Below are 23,597 nucleotides of genomic sequence, written 5' to 3' on the forward strand. Positions count from 1 at the left end.
AGATGAAAAATAAATCTATTTTAATAACAGGTGCTTCAGGCAGTATAGGATTTGCTATATCAAAAAAGATTATAGAAAATGGATACGATGCTGTAATGTGCTATAATAAAAATGATTCTTTTATAGAGAAAATAAAAGATTTTGCAAAATATTATGATGTTAACATAAGATTTTTAAAAATGAATATTACAGACAGAGAAGAAGTTAAAAGTACGTTAACTAAAGATATAGAAGAAAACGGAGCTTATTATGGTATAGTGCTTTCATCCGGAATCACTATGGATAATGCTTTTCCTGCTATGACTGGAGATGAATGGGACAATGTCATAGATGTTAATCTTAAAAGTTTTTATAATATAGTTAATCCTCTAATTATGCCTATGATAAGAAATAAAAAAGGCGGAAGAATCATAGCTATAAGTTCAATAACTGGTCTTATTGGTAATAGGGGACAGGTTAATTATGCAGCTTCTAAGGCAGGATTAATAGGTGCTGTTAAATCTTTAGCTATAGAATTGGGTAAAAGAAATATTACTGTAAATTGTATTGCTCCGGGTATTATTGAAAGCGAAATGATTAATGATGAAATAATAGAGCATGCTAAAAATATGATAGCGTTAAAAAGAATAGGAAAGCCTGAAGATGTGGCAAATGCTGTAAATTTCTTATTATCTGATGAGGCTAATTATATTACTAAGCAGGTTATAAGCGTTGACGGCGGAATGTATTGAACATTTTTTACATAACTAAACAAAAAGTATTTTACAAATATGGTTTTAATGATATTATATATAATAGTTATATATATATTGGGTTGTTTATGAAAAAATTAATAAATATTATTTTTATTTTTGCACTATTTTTTAATGTATCCTATGCTTTGACTGATAATGAAAGCAAGTTTTTAAAATCCTGTGAAGAAGGTAAATATGATGCAGTCGTTGCCTTTATAAACAAAAAGGTTAATGTTAATGCTGTATCTGAGGATGGAGTTACAGGATTAATGCTTGCATCTCATCATGGACATACCGCTATTGTAAGGCTTTTAGTAAATTCTAATGCAGATGTGAATGTTTCTGATAAAGTGGGTTATACTGCTTTATTAATGGCTGCAACAGGCGGATATCATGATATTGTGAAGATTTTATTAAAGGCAAAAGCAGATGTTAATGCCTCTAATAGTTATGGAGAAACTGCTTTGCATATAGCTTCATATAAATTGTATACCGATATAGTGAAGACTTTGATTGATTATAAAGTAAATATAAATGCCATTAACAATGACGGAGATAATGCATTGATAATGGTTTTTATGTCTGCTGATAAAAGTGAAAATATGCTTCCAGTTGCTAGACTTCTTTGTGATAATGGAATAGATGTTAATGTTAGAGATAAAAACGGAAGAACTGCACTTACTTATGTGAAAAATAATTATAAAAAGCCTGATACTTTGATAGCGTTTTTAACGGAGTATGGTGCTACTGAATAATATTTTTTAAATTTTTAAAATCTATATATAATTAATCGTAATTTATTTTAAGGAATATTAAATGATAGAAGAATTAATAAAAAGAATTCCAAAATTGGAAAGTATAAAAGATAATATTGAATCTGCTATAAATGAAACTATAAAATGCTATGAAAGAGGAAATAAAGTTTTAATAGCAGGAAACGGAGGAAGTGCCTGCGATAGTGAGCATATAGCAGGAGAGTTATTAAAGAGTTTTTTAAAGAAGCGTCCTATTAATGAAGATATAAGAAAGGAGCTTTTACAGTTTGATGACGGACAGTATATTGCTGATAATTTAGAATCTCCTTTAAGAGCTGTTGCTTTAACTTCACATTTGGGACTTTCAAGTGCTTATCTTAATGATAAAGAACCTTATTTGGTATTTGCCCAGCAATTATTGGGATTTGGAGATAAAGGAGATATTTTCTTCGCTATAAGCACATCAGGAAATGCAAAGAATATTATATATGCTGCAAAACTTGCTAAGGCTATGGGAATAAAAGTTGTATCCTTTACCAATGAAAATGGAGGAAAACTTGCAGAGATGGCTGATATTACTATTAAAGCACCAGCTAAAGAAACTCATATATCTCAGGAATTTCATGAAGCAATATATCATGAAATTTGTATAAGAGTAGAAGAACATTTTTTTAAAGAAAATAGATAAAAGAAAACAGATAAGAGAAAATAGATAATTGTTAAAAATATAGGGCTTGTAATTATATAATAATTGCAAGCCCTATTTATGTAGTAGTCTAAATACGGAACTATTAGCTTTTTATTATTGTATTAATTGTTATAAATATCGTTTGGTATCCTAATTCCTAATTTATTAATCATATTAGTATTAACAACAAAGTTATAATTTTCTGAAGGCTCTAAAGGTATGTTTTTTATATCTTTTATACCTTCTAATACTTCTATTGTTTTTTTAGCAGTAGAAACTCCCATATCATAATAATCAACAGAATAAGTAACAGTGCCTCCTATTTTTGTCATACTGGCATCGGCACATACAACAGGTATTTTTGTGCTTTCTTCTATCATAGCAACATTGGCCATGCTGTTTGCTATTATATTATCAGTAGGTGAGAATATAGCATCTACTTTATCTACAGCACTTAACATAATTTGCTGAATTTCATTGGCATTTGCAACAGTTAAATCTATATATTCAAGTCCGAGAGAATCCAATTTTTCTTTTGCTAGCTTTATTTGATATGCAGAATTGATTTCACTTGAGCAATATAAAAGTCCTATTTTTTTAGCATTTGGAAGAAGTGTATGCATAAGTTCTATTTGCTTTGCTATAGGAGGAAGATTTATAATTCCAGTTACATTTACATTCGGTTTATTTAAATTCGTTACTAACCTTGCACCTATTGGATCGCCTATGCCTGAAACTATTATTGGTATATCCTTAGTTAAATTGACGGCTGACTGTGCCGAAGGTGTCCCTATTGCTATTATAATATCTTTTTTATCATTAACAAACTTTTGAGCTATTGTATTGCAGTTTGCCTGTTCGCCTTGAGCATTTTGATAATCAATATTTATCTTTTTATTGCTGTCTTTATAATATTTATTTAATTCATCTTCTATGCCTTTATAAATTAAATCTAATGCATCATGCTCTATCATCTGACTTATTCCTATTGTTATAACTTTATCAGTTTCATTTTTTGGATACATATATTTTTTACTTATAGTGAATGATGATATTAATACAAATATTATTATTAATACAAAAATTATAGTTTTATTATTTTTCATTTTTTAATCCTTTTATATTTATTTTTTGATTTTTTAGTTAATTACTTTATATAGTAATAATACTATATAAAGTAATATTGTCAATGCTGTTTATAAGATTTTTTATATATTTTTATTGATTATTATAAAAAAATATATATCATTATATTATTATTTAATAAGGTGTATTTAATAATGAAGATACTTTTAATAAAACAAACTTCTTTAGGCGATGTTTTGCATATGACTCCAGTAATAAGGGCATTAAAAAAATGGAAGCCTGACTGTACTATAGATGTTGTTACAGATAAAAGAGCTTTAGGAATATTAGAGAATAATCCTTATATAAATAAATTGTATGTTTTGGATATATACAAATATGAAACAGAAATATTTAAATCTCCTTTATTGTTTTTTTCAACTATAAGAGAATTCTTTTCGCATATAAAAGAAGTAAGAAAAGAGCATTATGATATAGCTATGGATTTGCAGGGGCTTGAAAGGAGTGTTATATTTTTGTATTTATGTCATTCAAAAAAGAAATATGCCAAGGGTAAATGGTTTGGACTTAAAAGCAATTATTATAAAGATATAAATGCAATAGTAGGATTATTATCTTTTTTGAAGTTTATAGACTGTCCAGATGACGGTACAGATTTAGACTATTTTTTACCTAAAAATATAGATATAGATTTTGCTGAAAGAATAAAAGATATAAAGTATTCAATAAACAGCAATTTTGATATAGATAATGAGTATATAGTTTTTTCCCCATTTTCAAGATGGGATACTAAAGATTTATCTGTTAATAAATCTAGAGAGATAATAAAAGAAATACAAAAGTTAAAAGATATACAAATAATAGTTTCGGCTACATCCGATTATAATGATAAATGTGCTGAAATAGTAAAAGGTTTTGATAATGTATTAAATAGTGCGGGACTTTTTAATTTGCCTGAATTAGCATATCTTATAAGAAATTCAAAAGGAATGATAACGGTTGATTCTTTCCCTATGCATACTGGATGTGCATTTCAAAAACCGCTTATAGCAATATTCGGACCTACAAGCGAGGTTAGGGTAGGGCCGATTGCAAAAAATTCTGAAACTATAAGAGTAGAAAATTTAGAATGTGCAAGATGCTATAAAAGAAAAAACTGTCCTAATAATCATATATGTATAGAAAATATAGATGCGGAAGTTTTAGCAAAAAGATTTATAGAAAAACTTTAGTATTGATATAAAAAATATAAATTATATAATATTATAGTAGAGGAGGTATAATATGAAAATAACTTTTTTGGGCACAGGTACTTCCGATGGTGTTCCTATGATTGGATGCAAATGCAGAGTATGCAGAAGTAAAGATAAAAGAGATAAGAGAACACGCTCATCAATACTGATAAGACATAATGATAAAAATTATATAGTTGATACTTCTGCCGATTTCAGAGCTCAGATGTTAAGAGAAAAAGTTGATAGTCTTGAAGCTGTATTTTATACACATTCACATGCAGATCATAGTTCTGGCATTGTAGATTTAAGATCATTAAATTTTATAATGCATACCGCAATAGATTGTTATGGTAATAAAGATACTATGGATAATTTAAGACAGAAGTATGATTTCTTTTTTAATCCTGTTCAATTAGGCGGAGGACTTCCTCAGGTTGTTTTTCATCATATAGAAAGTGAAATGATGTTTGATGATATAAAAGTTACTCCTATTGCTGTAAAGCATGGAGTGCTTAATATATTAGGTTATAGATTCAATAATTTCACGTATATAACAGATGCAAGTCATATAAGCGATGAGAGTTTGAAACTGATTGAAGGAACTGAAGTTTTAGTTTTAAATGGTTTAAGATACAGACAGCATCATACTCATTTATCTTTACAGGAATCTGTGAATATAGCTGATAAATTAGGCGTAAAAAAAGCTTATTTTACTCATATGACTCATGATGTTTTACATAAAAATTTAGAAAAAGAACTTCCTGCGAATATGTATCCTGCCTATGACGGACTTAGTATAGAAGTTTAATATTTGACATTATATTGTTTTTTTTATATTATAATAATATAACATAATTTAAGAGAGAAGATTATGAAAAAATTAGTAGCATCATTATTTTTTATGGTATTCGTTAGTATAAATGCATTTGCTCAGCATGGCGGAGGTGTTGCTTTATTTGTGCCATTGACAGGAAGTTTTGCTTTTGCTGATTTGAGAGGATTAGATAATAGTAAAATTGATATATTAAAAAGCAGCAGTTCATTCGATTTCGGTGTATTACTTCAGCCCGGATATTTTTATGATTTCGGCGGATTATTAGGTTTTGATGTTTTAGCCGACATAGGATATTATAGAAGTTCTTATAAATATATAAATTCTCAAGATGCTAGAATAGTTTCTTACACATTTGATACTTTAAATACTGGTGCTATGTTTAGAGTTACTTTTTTAGTGCTTTCTTTAGGTATAGGAGCAGGAGCAAAAATACCATTGGCTGCTAATGTACAAGATGGCGACTATAGTGCAAAATTAAATGCCGATGAAATAAAAAAATCATTTACATCTGCAGTTATACCATATCTTAAATTTACTGTAGATTTTAAATATAATTTAAGCAGTTTTGCTGCTATTGCAGCAGGTTTATATTTCAATTATGATTTTGCTATGAATTATAAACATCCTAGTTATTCAAGATATAATATACATTCATTTGATTTTGGTGTACAAATAGGTACTTATTTAGTTGGAACTAGTTATTAATTTATCGTAACAATAGGTTTATATTATATACATAATACATAGGATATAAGTATGCTTAAAGAACTTTTACAGCCTGAAATCGAGGATTTGATAGAAGAAAAAGAGTGGGATGCATTAACAGATATACTTCCTTTATGGCAGGAGGTAGAAACAGCTAATCTCATCACTTCTCTAAAAAATGATGATAAATACAAAGTTTTTAGTATTCTTCCGCATGAGTATTATTATAAAGTATTTCCTGAACTTGCCCCTATAGATCAGCAGAGAATCATAGAAAATATGCAGGAAGCTGATATTAAAGACCTTTTGGAAAATATTAATCCTGATGATAGAACATATTTTTTAGCCTCTATTCCGGAAACTATGTCTGAAAATATATTAAAACTTTTAGGAAGCGAGGAACGGGAAATAGCTTCATGGCTTTTGGCATATCCTGAAGGAAGTATAGGACGTTTGATGACGCCTGAATATATAAGTATAAAACCGGATTGGACTGTAAGCGAAGCATTTGAATATGTTAGAAGCAATATAGCAGAGTCAGAAACCTATACTACTTTGTATGTTACAGATGCCAGAAGAACATTGATTGGATCTATTGCTTTAAGGAAATTATTTTTTACGGATAAAGATACATTAATATCAGAAATTACTAATAATTGCCCTTATATATCAGTTTATGATGATCAGGAAAATGCTATTGATGTAATAAAGAAATATAATCTTCATTCTCTTGCTGTTGTTGATGATAGGCATTCTATGATAGGAATTGTTACAGTAGATGATATAATGGACATAGCAGAAGAAGAATATACAGATGATTTTCATAAAATGGCGGGAATAACTTCAAGCGAAGATCAATTTGATGATAATTTAAAAATAACTCCTATATCTACTCTTTACAAACAGAGAATATTATGGCTTTTAATATTAGTATTTATTAATATATTTTCAGGAGGTGTTATAGGTATATTCCAAAATACACTTCAAAAACATATAGTTTTAGTTGTTTTCTTGCCTTTGCTTATAGGAAGCGGAGGCAATGCCGGAAGTCAGTCTGCTACACTTGTTATAAGGTCTTTAGCTATTGGAGATGTTGTATTAAAGGACTGGTTTTATATGCTTTCAAAAGAGGTATTAGTGGCATCTATGTTAGGTTTGAGTATGGCGCTTGGAGCTTATATATTAGGTGTCATAAGAGGGGGATTTGAAATAGCAGCTATTGTATCTGTATCTATGTTTAGTATAGTTTTTATTGGAAGTGTTATAGGGCTTTGTCTGCCTTTTATACTTACTAAATTTAATATAGATCCTGCTATAAGCGGAGCACCTATGCTTACTTCTATATGCGATATAGTTGGTACGGCTTTATATTGTTCTATAGCTACAATAGCTTTTATAATATTTTTTTGATTTTTTTTAAATAATTGTTAAATTATTAATAATGTGTTATATTATAAAAATAAAATATGTTTGACTATTTATGCTTTTATATTACATTTAATATATAATATGAGGTTTATTACTTATGAGAGAAATTGAGATTGAATTACATGAGGCTTCGGCTAAAAATAATGTATTAGCAGTTGAAATATTATTAAAAAATAAAGATATAGATATTAATTTAAGCAATATACTGGGATTAACACCATTAATGCATGCCTGTAAGGCTGGATATAAAGAGATAGTTGAATTACTTTTAAAGGCAGGGGCAGATCCTAATAAGGCAGATCAGCTATATATAACCCCTTTAATGAATGCATGTGCTAATGGTCATAAAGATATAGCAGAAATACTAATAAAAAATGGTGCTTTAGTAAATTTAAGCAATTGCAATAATGAAACTCCTTTGCATTATTCATGTTCAGAGAATCATTTTGATATTATAAAACTTCTTGTAGAAAATGGTGCTGATGTTAATGCCAAAACTGATATTAATATAACACCTTTGATGTATTCTTGTCAGAAATCAAATTTTAAAGCTGTTAAATTTTTAATAGATAATCATGCCAATTTAGATGATGTTGATATATACGAAGAAACAGTATTATCTTATGCAATATCAAGCGGCAATATAGATATAGTAGAGTATATACTTAATAAAGGTGATATAGAAATACCTAAATATTCTTTGACAATAGCTGCTATTAGCGGTAATTTATCGTTAGTTCATTATATACATTCAAAATTAGGATTAAATAAGCATAATGTATTTTCAAGTGCTTTTATATCTGCTGCTTATAATGGACATTTGGATGTAGTAAGATATTTCTTTGATAATTCAAAAAAGAAAGCTCCTAAAGCATTAGCTATAGCTGCATCTGCCGGGCATAAAGATATAGTTAAGTATTTACTTATGAATAAAGTGCAGCCTGACGGAGTTACTGATAATGGCAAATCTGCTTTGATATTATCAATAGAGATAGAGAATAAAGAAATTATAGATTTATTAATAAAGCATAATGTTAATGTTAATCAGGCTGATGATGATTATGTTACTCCGCTTATGTATGCATGCTATATTGGTAATATTGAGATAGTAAAAACTTTGCTTGATAATAATGCTGATATTTCCGCAGTAGATAGTTTGGAAAGAAATGCTATTATTCATGCTGTTATAGCTGGAAACATAGATATTGTTGAGCTTCTTTTGATGCATGGAATGAGTTTAAAAGGCGATGGAGAATCTATTACTCCTTTAATGTGGGCTGTTATATATGATAATTTAAAGTCTGTGAAATATTTAATACAAAAAGGCATAGATATTTATCAAACAGATATTAATGGCTGGAATTGTTTTATGTTTGCATGTGCTAAAGGATATGATGATATTGTTAAATATATTTTAGAGCTTTATCCTGATATTATTGATAATAAAAATAAATTGGGTGAAACTGCTTTAATGATAGCCGCTGATAATGGAAAAACAGAAGTGGTAGATTATCTTCTTAAAAATAATGCTTCTATAAAAGAACAGAATATAAATGGAGATACTGCTTTATATATAGCTTCTTCAAAAGGTTATTTTGAAATATGTGAACAGTTAGTTAAATATTATGAAATAAGTGATTCCAGTAAGAATATATTTGAAAAAGAATATGATGTTGCTAAAGAAAAGGGTTACAGCAGTATTATCAATTTATTCAATAATAAACTTAAATCATAATTTGAATAATATACTTTGACATTTTAATTTAAATATTATATTATCTAATACTAATAAAATTAATTATTAGGTTAGTAGTATATGGCTAATAAAGAAAGATTAGGCACTATAGGTATATTTTTAACAGCATTGATCTGGGGATATAGTTTTGTTGCCGTTAAAGTTGTCGTTAAAGAATTAGAACCTTTTTATCTTGTAGGAATAAGAAATTTAGCCGGAGGAATTTTTTTATCTCTTGTATTTTTCAAAAGAATTAGAAATATTTCTAAAAAAGATATAATACTCTCAGCCCCTGTTGGTATAGCATTATTTTTAGGATTCTTTTTACAGACTATGAGTTCTAAATTTATAACCGCCTCAAAGGTAGCATTTTTTACAGGTTCTTATGTTATATTCATACCGTTTTTTTCTTGGCTAATATACAAAAAAAGACCTCATATTTCAGCATTTATCGCGGCAGTAATTACAGTTTTAGGTTTATATTTATTAAGTTCTTTTGAAGGCTTTTCTGGTATAGAGATTGGTGATTTATTTGCATTGCTTTGTGCTATTGTATTTGCAGTTCATTTAATGCTTATAGATAAGATGCTTGAATATGTAGACGGTATTATAATGGCGGCATTGCAGCTTATTATAGCTGGTATAGTATCTCTTTCTGTAGGGTTGGTAACTTCTACTCCTTTCAATGTTAATGTTTCTAATGAAGCTATTTATTCTCTTGCTTATTTGGCTATAGGAGCCACAGGAATTGCTTATTTGCTTCAAACTGTATCACAAAAGTATGTAAATCCTAGTAAGGCTGGAATTATACTTAGTTTAGAATCTTTTTTGGGTGCTTTGGGCGGAGTCATTTTTATGAAAGACCCTGTTACTATGAATTTTGTTATAGGCGGTATATGTATGATATCAGCAATATTTATATGTGAGATAGGAAGCAGTGTGAAAAAGGAATCATAAATTAAGTAATTTTGATGTTTTTATAATAAATTCAGTAAATCAATATTATAAAAACATTAATTTGTGTATATAGTTTTACTGTTATTAAAGTTATTTTATAAAAACTAAAATCCTTTATATGTCATTTTATTAGGAAATTTATTAGTTATAATATTTTTATCTGCTTTATTTTTTTATATAATGAAAAATATTTCAAAAAATATCTATTATTATTTGCCGCTAAGTATTATCTATATGTTTTTTAAAATTTTATATTTGGGATATATATAATTAAAAAATATATTACATATTTAATTGACGATAAAATCCTCTTAGCTTATGTATTAAAAATGGATTATTTTTAATAAAAATTATACTTAGACATAGTATGGGTTTGCAAAATTCTAATTTATGTATTAAAATATATAGATAGAATTTTATTTTTTAAGAGGTTTTTATTATGGCATCATTTATGGATAATTTAAAAGAAAAAGCAAAATCTAATCCAAAAACTATAGTATTAGCAGAAGGATATGATGAAAGACATGTTAAGGCTGCTGTTATACTAAAAAAAGAACAATTAGTTAAAGGACTTGTATTGGTAGGAGATACTGCTAAAATACAAGGTTTAGCTAAAGAAAATGATTTAAACTTAGATGATGGTTTTGTCAAAATTTTTGATCCAACCAAAGAAGCTATAACAGAAAAATATATCGAAATGCTTTTCACAGCTAGAGAAAAGAAAGGTATGACTAAAGATCAGGCTAAGGATTTAATTACAAATCATTCTATATATGCAGCTGCTGCAATGATTGCCGACAATGATGCTGACGGTATGGTAGGCGGTGCTGTTTATTCAACAGGTGAAATGCTTAGAGCAGCTTTATTCTTAATAGGACTTAAAAAAGGAATTAAAACTTTATCATCTACATTCTTCCTTGAAAGCCCTGATAAATCTTTATTTACAAATGGTATATCTTGTTTTGCTGACTGTGCAGTTATACCAGAGCCTACACCTGAACAGCTTGCTGATATAGCTAAAGCTACAGCTGAGTCTTATAGAAGTATGACAGGTAATGAACCTAAAGTTGCTTTACTTTCATTCTCTACTAAAGGTTCTGCTGAACATGAATCAATTACTAGAGTTAGAGAAGCTAAAAAAATATTAGATTCACAAGAGGTTGATTTTGTTTATGACGGCGAAATGCAGCTTGATGCAGCTATGATTGAAAAAGTTGCTGCTCAAAAAGCTCCTGGTTCTCCTATTAAGGGCGATGCTAATGTATTTATATTCCCTGAGTTAAACTCTGGAAATATCGGACACAAAATAGCTCAAAGAGTAGGAAAATGTACTGCTATAGGTCCTATGCTTCAAGGTATTGCTAAACCTGCTAATGACCTTTCAAGAGGATGTTCTGCTCAGGATATAGCTGATTTAGCTGTTATCACTTCTTTACAAGTTAAATAATATATAATTAATAAATAGACTATTATTTATGGCTGTCAGTTAATTTATTGGCAGCCTTTATTTTTTATATAAAAATATCTTATTATTATCATTGTATTATTTATATTGTTTTTGTATATATGATTTAATAGTTTGAATTAAAAGAGTATTAATGTAATATTACTTTATTTCTTCCAAGATGTTTGGCTTCGTACATTGCCGTGTCAGCGTTTTTTATAGTGTCAGCTATAGGCTTTTTAGATGTTCCTTTATGCTCAGCAATTCCTACACTTACAGTAACATTTATAATGGTAGATTCATAAGCAAATCTTTTCTTTTCTATTGTTTTTCTTATTCTTTCAGCTACTATATAGGCTTGTTCTTTTTTTGTATTAGGACATATAACAATAAATTCTTCACCGCCGTAACGTATAGCTATATCACTTTTTCTAAGCATATTAATATTATCAGAACTATTGCTAAGTAATCTTCCTATTTCATGAAGAACTACATTGCCGCAATCATGACCATATATATCATTAATATCTTTGAAATGGTCAAGATCCATAAATATTATAGATATACTGTATTTGTATCTCTTAGCTCTTTCTACTTCTTCTTCTATAATTTTATTGAAATATCTTACATTAAATAATCCTGTTAAAGGATCTATAGTTGATTGAGCATGCAAAGTATCAATTTCTTTCATTAATTTTTTTATTACTTTATCTTTTTCCATAGAAGATTTTTTTTCTACTTCATTAATTGCAAGGCTCATACTACGCATTCTTATTTTGAGCATAGTTTCATATATATCATATATGTTGATTATTCCAATAGGGTAATGATCATTGTTAATAATTATTAGATAATCTATTTTATTTTCTTTCATTATATCAAATGCTACTGATATATCATCTTCAGGATGTGCCACTATAATATTTTTATTCATAAAAGCTGATATTTCTTTATTGAATATATTTTTTGAATCTTTTTTATTTGCATTTTTTAATATATTTACTAATAATTCATTATAATTAATAATTCCAACTATTTTATCTGAATCATTAATAACAGCTAATATCTTATTAGAAGATTTAGAGACAAGAGAAGCCGCCTCTAACAAAGTAGAGTCTTTCTTAATGACTTCGATTCTGTTTTCCATTATCGATTTGATAATACTTCTATACATCAGAAAATACCTTGATATAAGATATAAAATATACTTTATAATATCATATATATCCTTTTTTTTCAATCTATTTTTTGTATATATTAGTTATATGTTAAAATAGTAAAATGGTGTTTTTTATCTTGATTTTTTTATTTTATAAAGTATCATATTAAAAAAGTTTTCATAATTTTTGAGATTTGGATGAAAAAAGTAAATATTCTTATAGTGTTAGTTTTTATATATTCAAAGATTGTTTTTGCAGATATAAATACTATTTTTAATATGGACATATATGAAAGGAAACTAGCAGTAAATACGAATACTGGTATTTATAGTAATGAACTTTTTATAGAACAAACTGCTTTGGGGGGATTTAACTATATAAAATTTAATTTAGAGACTAGATTGTATTATAGGTTATATTTTTATAAAAATGCCACCAATTTTCTATTTAGAGATACAAAGGTCGATTTCGGTATAGAGAATAATTTTTCATTGTCTTCGGATATGCTAGGTCTGTATGTAGATGTGAAGCCATTATCATTTTTAGGTGTCAGAGTAAGCGGTTATGCCGATTTTATGTTTAATGCTATGAATTTCGGTTATGCAGGATTTGACAGTAAAGATGTTAGTTATTCTTTTAATGAATTATATGCTATGGAAAAGGGTAATGCAATCGGATATATAATAAATATTTCTCCGTATTTTATATTTAAATTTGATAATTTTATTCTGATAAATAATCTGAATATGTCTTATGTGAATGTTGGTGATAAAAAATATTATTATGATCCTAGAACTTCAATATTGCATGCGAAAAGTGAATTTGAATTGATTAATGATTTTTATCTTTTAGGAAAGATAAGCATGTTTTATATAGGCGGATATTATGGGCTTACATATTTAATTAATTCAAAGCATTTATCGCATAAATTTGGTATAACTGGTATGATAAACTTTAATTTTTTGAAAGAAACTTTAATTTTAAATATAGGGGCATCGGCTGGACTTCATGTCGGACTTCCTCATTATAATAATACGACATTTATAGAATTAAAAATGTCATTAGGTTATAAGATACTATAAAACTAAAGAGTGTTTATGATAAGCAGAAAATTGTTTCCTGATAAATATTTATTAATAATATATATAGCTTTACTTGTAGCTGGCTTAGTTTCCATATATGGGGCACAAACTATACATGAACCTAATACAGCATATTTTTCTAATCATTTAAAATTATTATCATTTATGCTTGCTTTTACTATTATCATGATGATAGTTCCGGATTTCTTTACTGTTTTAGATAAGATGGTGCCTCTTATTTTGCTTTTTACTTTGATACTTCTTGTTTTGGTATATTTTTTTGGTATAACTGTTGCTGGGAGTTATGCAAAAAGATGGCTTCTTCTTCCTTTTGGAATTACTATACAGCCTTCAGAAATCGCCAAAATAACATGCAGTATATATTTTGCAAGCGTTTTAAGTAAAAAAGGTGAGAAGTTAATAGATATTAAAAGAGGATTATTTCCGCCTCTATCTATTTTGATAATTGTTTCAGGACTTATTTTAATAGAGCCGGATTCCGGTACAGCACTTTTATTTTCTATAGTTGGTTTTGCAATATTCTTTTATGGAGGCATACCTTTAAGATCAATATTGCTTTCAGGTCTTTTTTTAATGATTCTTTTTCTTATTTTTATTTTCAATACACCATATATGAGGAGCAGAGTTGTATCATTTTTGGATCCTCAGAGCCAGCCTGAAGAAGAAGTTTATCAAATTAGAAGAGCTAAGTTGGCATTCAATTACGGAGGAGCTACAGGAATTCCTGATGAATATATAGCTGATGTTAGTACACATTTGCCTGCCGCATTAACTGACTTTATATATGCTTCTGTATCTCAAAGATATGGATTGGTAGGTAATGTTATTATATTGCTTTTATTTTTATCATTTACTATTAGAGGATTTATAATATCGTCGCGTACTAAAGATCTGTTTTTGAAAAATCTTTCATTTGCTATTACTATGTTCATTAGTGTGCAGGCATATTTAAATATAATGGTGGCTACACTTATGCTGCCTACTACTGGTATGACACTTCCTATCATTAGTTATGGTAGAAATGCTTTAGTTGTTAATATGATAATGGTAGGTATCTTATTAAAAATAACTCAAAGGAGAGAACAATGAATGTAATTTTATGCGGCGGCGGAACTGCCGGACATATAACTCCTGCTATTTCTATATACGATTATATGAAAAAAGAAGGACATAAACCTAGACTTGTTGTTGCTCAAAAGGATTATCATTTGATACCGGGCAATTATGATTTTAATACTATAAATATTAATTCTCCGGGTAATTTTTTCAAGAAAATAATATTTATGTTGAAATTTATACCGGCTTTGATGAAATCATATAATATAATTAAAAGGCATAAGCCTGATTGTGTAATAGGTATGGGTGGGTTTGTATCATTCCCTATGCTTTATGCAGCAAAAACTAAAAATATACCTATATTTTTATGCGAACAGAATTCTATACCTGGCAAGGTTAATAGAATATTTTATAAAAATGCCAAAAGAGCATATTTAACTTTTTCAAAGACTTTAGAGTTTATGCCTAATGGAAAGGTTTTTGGAAATCCTGTAAGAAATGATTTCTTTGTGGTTCATAGAGAAAGTGCTAGAAGTGTTATGAAATTAAAAGAAGATGATAAGCTTTTAGTTGTTATGGGAGGTTCTCAAGGTGCTTTGAAATTGAATGAATTATTTTTTGAATGCATAAAGGATATAAAAGCTAAAGTTAATAATTTACATATAATGTGGCTTGCTGGTCCTAAATGGGCTAATGATATAATTGCTAAAGTAAATAGTGCTAAATTTGAAAATGTTTTTGTGCATAGTTATTATAGAGATATGGCAAATTTACTTCATGCTGCGGATTTTGTTATATCTAGAGCTGGAAGCAGTTCTATCAGTGAGATATTAGCTGTTAATGTTCCTTCATTGTTAGTACCTTTTCCTTATGCAACAGATAATCATCAGTATTTTAATGCTTTAGATTTGCTTAATAAGGATATGGCATATTTGATAGAAGAATCTGATTTGGATAAAGAAAAGTTGGAAAATATTATTGTGAATAATTTGAATAATGAAGAGAGATTGAAAAAAATGAGGGAAAATATTAAAAATAATTGGAGTGCAAGAGCTGTATCTTCAATAGTTGATGATATAACTGGAATTCTAGAAAAAAAATGATTATACTAAAATATTAAATATTGGGGAAGATATGTTTACAAAAAGAAAAGAAAAGATACATTTTATAGGAATAGGCGGAATTGGAATGAGTGCTATAGCAAGCGTATTAAATGCTATAGGTTTTACTATAACTGGAAGCGATTTGGCTAAAACAGCAAAAACAGAATCTTTAGAATCTGCAGGAATAAAAGTATATTATGGGCATAAGGCTCAAAATATAGAAGATGATGTTACTGCAGTTGTAACTTCATCGGCTATAAGTCCGACTAATGAAGAGATTATTGAAGCGAAAGCAAAAAAGATAACAGTTATACCTAGAGGTGAAATGCTAGCCGAACTTATGCGTTTAAGATATGGTATAGCAATATCAGGTTCTCATGGTAAAACTACAACAACATCGCTTATAAGTCAGATAATGATGCATGCCGGACTTAATCCTGTTTGTATAATAGGCGGAAATCATTTTAATTTGAAGAGTAATGCTGCTTGTAATGATTTAAGCAGTGAATATATGGTATGCGAGGCAGATGAGAGTGATGGAAGTTTTTTAAGACTTTCTCCTGTAATTAACATCGTTACTAATATTGATAATGATCATTTGGATTATTATGGAAATGTTGAGGCTTTAAGAGTTGCTTTTTTAGAGTTTATTAATAAAGTTCCTTTTTACGGATGTTCATTTTTATGCTTTGAAGATAGTGTTGTAAAAGATTTATCAAAAAGTGCCAATAAAAAATTCTATTCCTATGGTTTTTCAAGTGATTATGATTTCTATGTTGATAAAGATTCTATTAGGGTAGAAGCACCTATAACTTATTTTACAGCTTATCATAATAATGAATGTTTAGGAGAGTTTTCTGTTCCTCTTATAGGAATTCATAATGTATTGAATTCTTTAGCTTCAATAGGGGTAGGCATTCATTTAGGTATAGATATTGCTGATATAAAAGAAGGATTAAAAACTTTTGAAGGTGTAGGAAGAAGATTGAATAAACTTTATGATAAGGAGATAACTTTATTCGATGATTATGCTCATCACCCAACAGAGATAAAAGCTACTCTTTCATCTGTTAAAAATGCTTATAAAAACAGAAGAATAATAGCAGTATTCCAACCGCATAGATACAGCAGAACAGAACTTCTTCTTAATGATTTTGAGTCTGCATTTAATGATGCTGATGAAGTTATTATTAGCGATATTTATGCAGCAGGTGAAGCTCCTATAGCAGGAATAAGCGGTGAGATTATATGCGATATAGTAAGAAAACAGAATGATCATATAAGATATGTTCCAAATATAGAAGATGTATTGCCGGTACTTGATGATATGAAAAAAGACGGAGATATAATATTGACTTTGGGAGCGGGCAATATAGTAAGGATTAGCAATGAATATGCAAGAAAATTACAAAATGGTTGAGAGCTTTCTCAAAGAAAAAAATATAGAATATTATATAAACCAAGCTTTTAGTAAATTCAGCAGATTTAATGTAGGCGGAAATATTGACTTATATATTGTTGTAAAAAAAATATCTGATTTTTTAGAACTTGCTAATTTCTTATATAAGAATGTTATTGATTATTTTGTGATGGGGGATACTAGTAAGGTTATAGTTTCTGATAATGGTTATAATGGTATAATAGTTTCATTGGAAGGAGAATTTGAATCTTTTGAATTTTTAGATGATGGGGTTTTAAAATCTAATAGTTCTGCTATTTTAGAAAGACTTTCGCATGAGGCTAGAATTAGAAATTTATCCGGATTAGAATTTGTAGCTTTAGTTAATACTAGAATAGGAGCATCCATATATGATACATTAGAATCTTTTGGAATATCTCTTCTTAATTTAGTTAAATCTGTAACATTATTTAATAAACAAGATTGTACTGTAACAGAATTAAGTAAAGATGAATATCTAGCTTTAACTGAAAAAGAAAAAAGATTTATCATCATATTATCAGCGGTATTGGTATTAGAAAAAGACAGTCCTGAAAGTATTGATAATAGAATAGATTGGTTTAGATATATAAGAGGTTCTGTTGCTCCTACTGAAGCCAGCATAGGTCCTGTGTTTGAAGATTTTTATGATGTTAAGGCTTATGAGATGGTAGAGAGGGTAGGCGGACTTGATATGAAGTTCGGAGCTATGAAATGGCATAGAAGATTTCCAAACTATATTATAAATGAATCATTGTATGACTCTAAAAATGAAAGTACAGCTGAAGATGTTATTAATTTGATAGAGGATACTAGAAAAAAGATAGAACAGCATTATGCTTTTAATCCAAGGATTAATATTGTATTACTTAGCTGAAATTATTTGAATAAAAAAGGGCTTAAAATATAAGCCCTTTTATTTTTTATATTATTTAATTATTTTTTATGCCAATATATTGAATTTACATAAAGTACAGATAAATTAGTTAAATCTTTATCATCTTCTATTTTTGTAGATAAAGTATAATATATATCATCTACTTTCCATAATGTAAATTTTTCATTAAGAGAAGTTGTATTATATTCCACATCTATTTTATATTCATTTTCTGTGAAATTTTTATTTGTATCGTTTTGATAATCTCCGTAAAGAGATAATAACGCTTCTTTATCTTTTGATGCTCTGTATATATAGGCATTATTCATGTAATCAAATGTAGATTCTGCTATATTTTTATTAACTATAAAATATTTTCCATTTTGTCCATGTTCCGGAGGTGCAACTGTTATGCCTATTCCTAAAGGTGCAAATGAATTTGGCGAATCCACTTGAACATAATCTAATACACTTTCTGATGTAGTAGTTTTTGTTTTGTCAGTATCATTCGAGCAGGAAATACCGAATAAAATAATAAATAAAATTGTTAAAAAACGCATAGTTATCCCTTTTGTAATTTAGTGTTTATTAATTAAAAATTTTTTAGCTCTAATAAATAGTTTTTGAAAATTGAGAATATTATATAATCTATTTTCACTTCATCTTTCAAAAAATTATCATACATATAATCTGTTATTTCTGAATCTGTATTAATTTCACTTATACAAATATCATGTTTGTATTTTAGAAAATCATATAAATCTAATATTTCTATAATTTTCACAGGATAATAAATAAAAGATGTGAAATTAAATATATCTTTAGAATCAAAACTTATTAAATATGGATATTCAAAATTTGGTCTTTTAGCTTTCATAGCTTCGCATATTGTCATAGCAAGACCATGTCCGTATCCATAATATTCATGATGAACTCCGATAGCTAAATTTATATCCTGATTATTAGATATCGAATATTTTGTATAATTGTATGACTTAATAGCATGCGAATATAATTCATTATTTATATTAACATTTTCTCTAGGTAAATAATTAATTATTTCTGTTAATGTAATATCATGCAAAAATGCAGCGATAGACATATTTACAATTTCACTATAATCAAATTGTCTTATTCCCAATTTGAATATATTATCTAATTTGGATATATCTTTTATAAATTTATTTTTCTTTGATACTTTTATATAATAAGGCATATAATCATTTTTCCATTTAGCTCTTATTTTTGAAAGCATACCCATACTTATATTTTTATTATAGAATATCATAAATTCTATAGTATTAATAAATAGTCTATTGCTATGATCTATTATATTGCAGCCTGTAAATCCTATTACATCACTGAACATATCCGGATTTTCATAATTTTTATTGAGTAATACAAAAGTACTTTCAGCAATACTTTTCATTAATTCTTCATAATTTGTATTATATTTTGTGCTTTCATATATAGTTTTATAATTTTCATTATTTTCAGATATATTGCCTATTACATTTATTCTTATCATAAGCCCAAGTCTTACTAATATTTCTCCTAATAAACTTGCAGCTTTACAAGTGAATTTATCTCTGTTTTCTTCTATTTCTAATTCTATGATTAAATTTTTTATATTTTCAACTCTTTTATATTCATTCATAGATAATATATTTTCAAGTATAGCTTCCTGTGCTTTTTGAGTCTTTTCTATAGGATCTTTGCTGTTTGTGAAAATAGAATAGAAATAATCCTTACTATTTAATTCATTAGGATTAATAAAAAATTCTATCATATCCAAATAAGATTTATATATATAATATTTAGCCCCAGCAAATAATGGATTTTCTTGTAAATTATTATTGAATAAATAATCTATTTTATTGTATGGTACAACATTAACTACACCATTTTCATTTTTAGAAATAATTTCTATTTTATCTTTTAGTATTACTTCTTTATAATCTTTTATTTTTTCTAATGGTATTGTTACATAGTTATCTAAATTAATTTCCATTTAATTACCTATATTAGTTATTATTGTTATAATTATATATTTATAAAATAATAAAACAAATATTTTAGTTAAAAAAATTTGGAAAATATAAAAAAATTATTATATTATAAAAGTATCGATAATAAAAGTTGGAGAAGCAATGTATAATTATATATACACCCAAGAAGATTTTAGTATATTAAATAGTTATAAAAATATTTCTATATCCTTAGGAAAGTATCTTGGGGATAATGTAGAAATAGTGGTATATTCTTTTGAAAATGAGGATTGTCCTATAGTTTTTATAGTTAATGAATATATGCATAATAAAAGTATTGGTGATGCTATTTCCGATAAAGACAGAAGCATATTAAATGAGATGTTAGATAAAAATAATAATAAATTTTTTAAAAATAATTTTATTGAAACTGTTACTGGAGAATGTCATAAAATAAATTATACAGTTATAGAAAATTCTAACGGTATTCCTATAGCTATGATGGTTATAAGTTGGAAGTTTCATATTTCTTTGGTTAATACATTAAAAGTATTTATACCTGATAATATTAATTCTGATGTAAAAGAAAGTAAAAATAGTAAATCAGAAGATATTATCATAGATGCTCTTAAAAAAGTTATAGGTACTGTAGATAAAGATGAAGTAGGACCTTCTGTTTATAATAAAACAATAATAAAAAAATTATATGCTCAAGGTATATTTGAGTTTAAAGAATCTGTTCAATTAGTGGCAAATTATTTGAATATTTCACATCATACAGTGTACTTGCATCTTAGAAGTATAAAAAGAAGTAAAAAAAATAACAAATAATTTTTATTGATAATAAAAAATTGTTAAATATTTTTAGGCGTATTAATTGATTTTAAATTAATTAATATGCCTAAAATTTTATTTGCAATAAAAAAATTTTAATTATTAGAATGAGGGTGAAATTTATTATATACTTCAAATAGTCTTGAATTTGTAACATGAGTATATCTTTGGGTTGTAGCTATAGTTTCATGTCCTAATAATTCCTGAACGCCTCTAATTTCTGCATCATTATTAAGCAAATGTGTAGCGAATGTATGTCTTAATGTATGTGGAGAAAAATCTATAGATATATTAGCATTTCTTATTAAGCGTTTCATAGATGTTCTTATGCTTCTATCGCTTATTGGCTTTCCAAATCTATTTATAAATAAATAGTCATTGTTTTCAGAATATTCTTTTTGAATGATTCTCCTTTTTTCCATGTAGATGTCCCAGTTTTCGTATATGATAGGTAATATTGGTATATCTCTCACTTTAGAACCTTTACCGCATATTCTTAATGTTTCAGAACCTTTTTTTATCATACTAAGTCTTAAAGAAGCAAGTTCTGATACTCTAAGTCCTATCGCATACATAAACAGCGCCATCATTTTATCTCTGATGAGTGTAAAATCTCCTTCATCATCTATAGCTAATATACTGTCTATATCTTCTATAGATAAAAATTTAGCTATATGTTCCTCCCTTTTCGGACTTTTCATATCTACTATTCTATTTTTATCTGAATAACCGTTTCTTATTAAATATTTATAGAATTTTTTTATTGATGATAAATGCCTTGACATAGTAGAGTTTGTCAATGACTTTTCTTTTAAAAAAGTTAAATAATCTCTTACTGTATAATGATTAGCTTCATCTAATGGTATATTTTTATTATGTAAGAATTGAAAATATTCTTTTAAATCTTTATTATAACTATTAATAGTATGAGCAGCAAAATTTAAAGTTTGTAAATAATCGCTAAATTCTTCCAACAAAACATATATTTTCTCATCATTAAAGACATAATCATTTTGCATATTCATGATAAAAACCCCATAAAAATCTATCTTTTCAATTATTATCGAAAGTTTGAATTATAAATTTATGAAGTATGTTAACTTTGTATAAAAAATTATAATAATTATTATATTTATCCTATAATTATTAAAAATAAATAGCTATATATGTTGCTTAATATATATAAAAAATACTATACTATATAACAGCTGCTAATGGTATTAAGCTCGGCAAAAGGTATTCTCAAATTATGAATAGTTGAGAATATTAATTATATACAAATAAATTAGATAATATAACTAAAATAGATATTTTCATATTGAAAAAAATTATAATTAGTAAAGAATATAATTAAATAATATTTATCAATTAGAGTTAGGAGGCTAATATGAGCAAAAAAAATATTTTACTATTATCATTTATTATGATACTGTTTGTATCATGCGAAAAAAAAACAGAAAAAGCAGTAAAAACAGTAAATGTTTTACCAGCAAGGAAATATCAGATAAGAGTTGGATATATGCCTGATTTTTCTGGAACATCTGCTGTTGCTATAGCAAAGGAAAAAGGCTTTTTTGATGAAGAACATTTAGATGTTACATTAATAAAGTTTTTAGATGGTCCTTCTGAAGTAGAGGAGATGCTATTAAAAAATTTAGAATTTGCTTATATAGGACATGGAGCACATTCTCTTGCTATTGAAGGTAAAGTTAATGTATTGTTCCCTAATGCTTTAAGCAGAGCTGAACAAATTATAGTAAGAAATGCAGCTAATATAGAATCTGTAAAAGATTTAAGGGGTAAAAAGGTTGGTACTCAAATAGGAACTTCTTCTGAAATTCTACTATATTTAGCTCTACAGTCATTGGGAATTAAAACAAATGAACTAGATATTATAAATATGAATGGAAACACAATAGTATCATCTATGATTAGCAATACTATTGATGCGGCTTCTGTACAGGCCCCATACAGTTTTGAGATATTAAATAGTCTTGGAGATAAAGTGAAATCTATTGCTACAACAGTTGATTATTCTGATGTTGGATCTTTTCCTAGCAGTTGGATAGTTACTCCTTCTTTTCAAAATAATAATGCTGATATAGTTAATAGATTTTCAAGAGCTATTCTTAAGGCTATGGATTATAGACAGCTTAATATGAGCGAAGCTGTAGAATTGGTTGCAGATATGAATGGTAAAACAGTTGAAGAGGTAGATTTAGAAAGAGAAACAGGACTATGGCTTTCTGGAGATGATGTAAAAAAAGCATATACTAATGGAGAAGTTTCCAAATGGTATAAAACACAGCAAAACATATTTATATATACTAAGACTATTACTAATAATATAAATATTAATAATTATGTACAGATAAAGTATATGCTTGATAATGTTTTTAATGAATAAATAATTCTTTTATTTATTTAATTTATAAG

Annotated in this window: 22 protein-coding genes; 17 read left to right on the forward strand and 5 right to left on the reverse strand. The window is 27.3% G+C overall.

Annotated elements, in window-relative coordinates; translation table 11 throughout:
• The first annotated feature begins 2 nt into the window (after positions 1–2).
• From fabG to Q0K19_RS09370, 3 genes are all read left to right on the forward strand, one after another.
• Positions 3–731 carry a 3-oxoacyl-ACP reductase FabG gene (fabG, locus tag Q0K19_RS09360; RefSeq protein WP_297247511.1) on the forward strand — a complete coding sequence of 243 codons (729 nt, stop codon included), beginning with the start codon at positions 3–5 and terminating at the stop codon, positions 729–731.
• Positions 732–820: 89 nt separating this feature from the next.
• Positions 821–1,489 carry an ankyrin repeat domain-containing protein gene (locus tag Q0K19_RS09365; RefSeq protein ID WP_297247513.1) on the forward strand — a complete coding sequence of 223 codons (669 nt, stop codon included), beginning with the start codon at positions 821–823 and terminating at the stop codon, positions 1,487–1,489.
• Between the two features lie 61 nt (positions 1,490–1,550).
• Positions 1,551–2,177 (forward strand): SIS domain-containing protein, encoded by a 627-nt coding sequence (locus Q0K19_RS09370; RefSeq protein WP_297247515.1) that lies wholly within the window; start codon positions 1,551–1,553, stop codon positions 2,175–2,177.
• Between the two features lie 122 nt (positions 2,178–2,299).
• On the opposite strand, the gene Q0K19_RS09375 is transcribed toward Q0K19_RS09370, so the two are convergent.
• Positions 2,300–3,283, reverse strand: coding sequence for an ABC transporter substrate-binding protein (locus Q0K19_RS09375; RefSeq protein WP_297247517.1), 984 nt, complete (start codon positions 3,281–3,283; stop codon positions 2,300–2,302).
• Positions 3,284–3,457: 174 nt separating this feature from the next.
• Between Q0K19_RS09375 and Q0K19_RS09380 the strand changes: the two genes are divergently transcribed.
• The 7 genes from Q0K19_RS09380 to pta all read left to right on the forward strand — a co-directional run bounded on the left by Q0K19_RS09380 (position 3,458) and on the right by pta (position 11,605).
• Entirely contained in the window at positions 3,458–4,495 is a 1,038-nt protein-coding gene (locus Q0K19_RS09380; RefSeq protein WP_297247519.1) for a glycosyltransferase family 9 protein, read from the forward strand.
• A gap of 52 nt (positions 4,496–4,547) precedes the next feature.
• Complete coding sequence (locus Q0K19_RS09385) at positions 4,548–5,306, forward strand: MBL fold metallo-hydrolase (protein ID WP_297247521.1); 759 nt, start codon at positions 4,548–4,550, stop codon at positions 5,304–5,306.
• A gap of 63 nt (positions 5,307–5,369) precedes the next feature.
• Positions 5,370–6,038, forward strand: a complete 669-nt coding sequence (locus Q0K19_RS09390) for a hypothetical protein (RefSeq protein ID WP_297247523.1) — start codon at positions 5,370–5,372, stop codon at positions 6,036–6,038.
• Positions 6,039–6,089: 51 nt separating this feature from the next.
• The gene (gene mgtE, locus Q0K19_RS09395) at positions 6,090–7,448 is read left to right on the forward strand and encodes a magnesium transporter (RefSeq protein WP_297247525.1); all 1,359 of its coding nucleotides are present in this window, start codon (positions 6,090–6,092) and stop codon (positions 7,446–7,448) included.
• 115 nt (positions 7,449–7,563) lie between these two features.
• Complete coding sequence (locus tag Q0K19_RS09400) at positions 7,564–9,201, forward strand: ankyrin repeat domain-containing protein (RefSeq protein WP_297247527.1); 1,638 nt, start codon at positions 7,564–7,566, stop codon at positions 9,199–9,201.
• Between the two features lie 81 nt (positions 9,202–9,282).
• Positions 9,283–10,158: a DMT family transporter gene (locus Q0K19_RS09405; protein WP_297247529.1), complete on the forward strand. Its 876-nt coding sequence runs from the start codon at positions 9,283–9,285 to the stop codon at positions 10,156–10,158.
• Between the two features lie 439 nt (positions 10,159–10,597).
• Positions 10,598–11,605 carry a phosphate acetyltransferase gene (gene pta, locus Q0K19_RS09410; RefSeq protein ID WP_297247531.1) on the forward strand — a complete coding sequence of 336 codons (1,008 nt, stop codon included), beginning with the start codon at positions 10,598–10,600 and terminating at the stop codon, positions 11,603–11,605.
• A gap of 148 nt (positions 11,606–11,753) precedes the next feature.
• Here the strand turns inward: pta and Q0K19_RS09415 are convergent, their stop codons facing one another.
• Positions 11,754–12,776, reverse strand: a complete 1,023-nt coding sequence (locus Q0K19_RS09415) for a diguanylate cyclase (RefSeq protein WP_297247533.1) — start codon at positions 12,774–12,776, stop codon at positions 11,754–11,756.
• Between the two features lie 183 nt (positions 12,777–12,959).
• On the opposite strand from Q0K19_RS09415, the gene Q0K19_RS09420 reads away from it, so the two are divergent.
• Genes Q0K19_RS09420 through Q0K19_RS09440 form a run of 5 tightly spaced genes read left to right on the forward strand, consistent with a single transcriptional unit; the run spans position 12,960 to position 18,339 of the window.
• Positions 12,960–13,844 carry a toxin A gene (locus tag Q0K19_RS09420; RefSeq protein WP_297247535.1) on the forward strand — a complete coding sequence of 295 codons (885 nt, stop codon included), beginning with the start codon at positions 12,960–12,962 and terminating at the stop codon, positions 13,842–13,844.
• Between the two features lie 15 nt (positions 13,845–13,859).
• Positions 13,860–14,954, forward strand: a complete 1,095-nt coding sequence (locus Q0K19_RS09425; protein ID WP_297247537.1) for an FtsW/RodA/SpoVE family cell cycle protein — start codon at positions 13,860–13,862, stop codon at positions 14,952–14,954.
• Complete coding sequence (locus Q0K19_RS09430; protein ID WP_297247539.1) at positions 14,951–16,024, forward strand: glycosyltransferase; 1,074 nt, start codon at positions 14,951–14,953, stop codon at positions 16,022–16,024. The genes Q0K19_RS09425 and Q0K19_RS09430 overlap by 4 nt, the downstream gene beginning before the upstream one ends.
• Positions 16,025–16,055: 31 nt before the next feature.
• Positions 16,056–17,444 (forward strand): UDP-N-acetylmuramate--L-alanine ligase, encoded by a 1,389-nt coding sequence (murC, locus tag Q0K19_RS09435; RefSeq protein WP_297247540.1) that lies wholly within the window; start codon positions 16,056–16,058, stop codon positions 17,442–17,444.
• Entirely contained in the window at positions 17,413–18,339 is a 927-nt protein-coding gene (locus Q0K19_RS09440; RefSeq protein WP_297247541.1) for a UDP-N-acetylmuramate dehydrogenase, read from the forward strand. The genes murC and Q0K19_RS09440 overlap by 32 nt, the downstream gene beginning before the upstream one ends.
• A 59-nt stretch (positions 18,340–18,398) precedes the next feature.
• On the opposite strand, the gene Q0K19_RS09445 is transcribed toward Q0K19_RS09440, so the two are convergent.
• Together Q0K19_RS09445 and Q0K19_RS09450 are read right to left on the reverse strand one after the other, a co-directional pair.
• Complete coding sequence (locus Q0K19_RS09445) at positions 18,399–18,899, reverse strand: hypothetical protein (protein WP_297247542.1); 501 nt, start codon at positions 18,897–18,899, stop codon at positions 18,399–18,401.
• Between the two features lie 32 nt (positions 18,900–18,931).
• Entirely contained in the window at positions 18,932–20,350 is a 1,419-nt protein-coding gene (locus Q0K19_RS09450) for a hypothetical protein (protein ID WP_297247543.1), read from the reverse strand.
• A gap of 139 nt (positions 20,351–20,489) precedes the next feature.
• Between Q0K19_RS09450 and Q0K19_RS09455 the strand changes: the two genes are divergently transcribed.
• A complete protein-coding gene (locus tag Q0K19_RS09455) occupies positions 20,490–21,158 on the forward strand; it encodes a transcriptional regulator (protein WP_297247544.1) in 669 nt (222 codons plus the stop codon).
• 98 nt (positions 21,159–21,256) lie between these two features.
• Here Q0K19_RS09455 and Q0K19_RS09460 read toward each other — a convergent pair whose 3' ends face one another.
• Positions 21,257–22,186: a tyrosine-type recombinase/integrase gene (locus tag Q0K19_RS09460; RefSeq protein WP_297247545.1), complete on the reverse strand. Its 930-nt coding sequence runs from the start codon at positions 22,184–22,186 to the stop codon at positions 21,257–21,259.
• A gap of 362 nt (positions 22,187–22,548) precedes the next feature.
• On the opposite strand from Q0K19_RS09460, the gene Q0K19_RS09465 reads away from it, so the two are divergent.
• Positions 22,549–23,568, forward strand: a complete 1,020-nt coding sequence (locus Q0K19_RS09465) for an ABC transporter substrate-binding protein (RefSeq protein ID WP_297247546.1) — start codon at positions 22,549–22,551, stop codon at positions 23,566–23,568.
• Positions 23,569–23,597 lie beyond the last annotated feature (29 nt).

Origin of the sequence: uncultured Brachyspira sp., assembly GCF_944393015.1 — a bacterium.
GTDB lineage: Bacteria > Spirochaetota > Brachyspiria > Brachyspirales > Brachyspiraceae > Brachyspira.

Excerpts from the sequence above, each read along its gene's own strand:
- fabG (WP_297247511.1), top strand. The coding sequence starts at position 3 with ATGAAAAATAAATCTATTTTAATAACAGGTGCTTCAGGCAGTATAGGA.
- Q0K19_RS09365 (WP_297247513.1), top strand. The coding sequence starts at position 821 with ATGAAAAAATTAATAAATATTATTTTTATTTTTGCACTATTTTTTAAT.
- Q0K19_RS09370 (WP_297247515.1), top strand. The coding sequence starts at position 1,551 with ATGATAGAAGAATTAATAAAAAGAATTCCAAAATTGGAAAGTATAAAA.
- Q0K19_RS09375 (WP_297247517.1), bottom strand. The coding sequence starts at position 3,283 with ATGAAAAATAATAAAACTATAATTTTTGTATTAATAATAATATTTGTA.
- Q0K19_RS09380 (WP_297247519.1), top strand. The coding sequence starts at position 3,458 with ATGAAGATACTTTTAATAAAACAAACTTCTTTAGGCGATGTTTTGCAT.
- Q0K19_RS09385 (WP_297247521.1), top strand. The coding sequence starts at position 4,548 with ATGAAAATAACTTTTTTGGGCACAGGTACTTCCGATGGTGTTCCTATG.
- Q0K19_RS09390 (WP_297247523.1), top strand. The coding sequence starts at position 5,370 with ATGAAAAAATTAGTAGCATCATTATTTTTTATGGTATTCGTTAGTATA.
- mgtE (WP_297247525.1), top strand. The coding sequence starts at position 6,090 with ATGCTTAAAGAACTTTTACAGCCTGAAATCGAGGATTTGATAGAAGAA.
- Q0K19_RS09400 (WP_297247527.1), top strand. The coding sequence starts at position 7,564 with ATGAGAGAAATTGAGATTGAATTACATGAGGCTTCGGCTAAAAATAAT.
- Q0K19_RS09405 (WP_297247529.1), top strand. The coding sequence starts at position 9,283 with ATGGCTAATAAAGAAAGATTAGGCACTATAGGTATATTTTTAACAGCA.
- pta (WP_297247531.1), top strand. The coding sequence starts at position 10,598 with ATGGCATCATTTATGGATAATTTAAAAGAAAAAGCAAAATCTAATCCA.
- Q0K19_RS09415 (WP_297247533.1), bottom strand. The coding sequence starts at position 12,776 with ATGTATAGAAGTATTATCAAATCGATAATGGAAAACAGAATCGAAGTC.
- Q0K19_RS09420 (WP_297247535.1), top strand. The coding sequence starts at position 12,960 with ATGAAAAAAGTAAATATTCTTATAGTGTTAGTTTTTATATATTCAAAG.
- Q0K19_RS09425 (WP_297247537.1), top strand. The coding sequence starts at position 13,860 with ATGATAAGCAGAAAATTGTTTCCTGATAAATATTTATTAATAATATAT.
- Q0K19_RS09430 (WP_297247539.1), top strand. The coding sequence starts at position 14,951 with ATGAATGTAATTTTATGCGGCGGCGGAACTGCCGGACATATAACTCCT.
- murC (WP_297247540.1), top strand. The coding sequence starts at position 16,056 with ATGTTTACAAAAAGAAAAGAAAAGATACATTTTATAGGAATAGGCGGA.
- Q0K19_RS09440 (WP_297247541.1), top strand. The coding sequence starts at position 17,413 with ATGAATATGCAAGAAAATTACAAAATGGTTGAGAGCTTTCTCAAAGAA.
- Q0K19_RS09445 (WP_297247542.1), bottom strand. The coding sequence starts at position 18,899 with ATGCGTTTTTTAACAATTTTATTTATTATTTTATTCGGTATTTCCTGC.
- Q0K19_RS09450 (WP_297247543.1), bottom strand. The coding sequence starts at position 20,350 with ATGGAAATTAATTTAGATAACTATGTAACAATACCATTAGAAAAAATA.
- Q0K19_RS09455 (WP_297247544.1), top strand. The coding sequence starts at position 20,490 with ATGTATAATTATATATACACCCAAGAAGATTTTAGTATATTAAATAGT.
- Q0K19_RS09460 (WP_297247545.1), bottom strand. The coding sequence starts at position 22,186 with ATGAATATGCAAAATGATTATGTCTTTAATGATGAGAAAATATATGTT.
- Q0K19_RS09465 (WP_297247546.1), top strand. The coding sequence starts at position 22,549 with ATGAGCAAAAAAAATATTTTACTATTATCATTTATTATGATACTGTTT.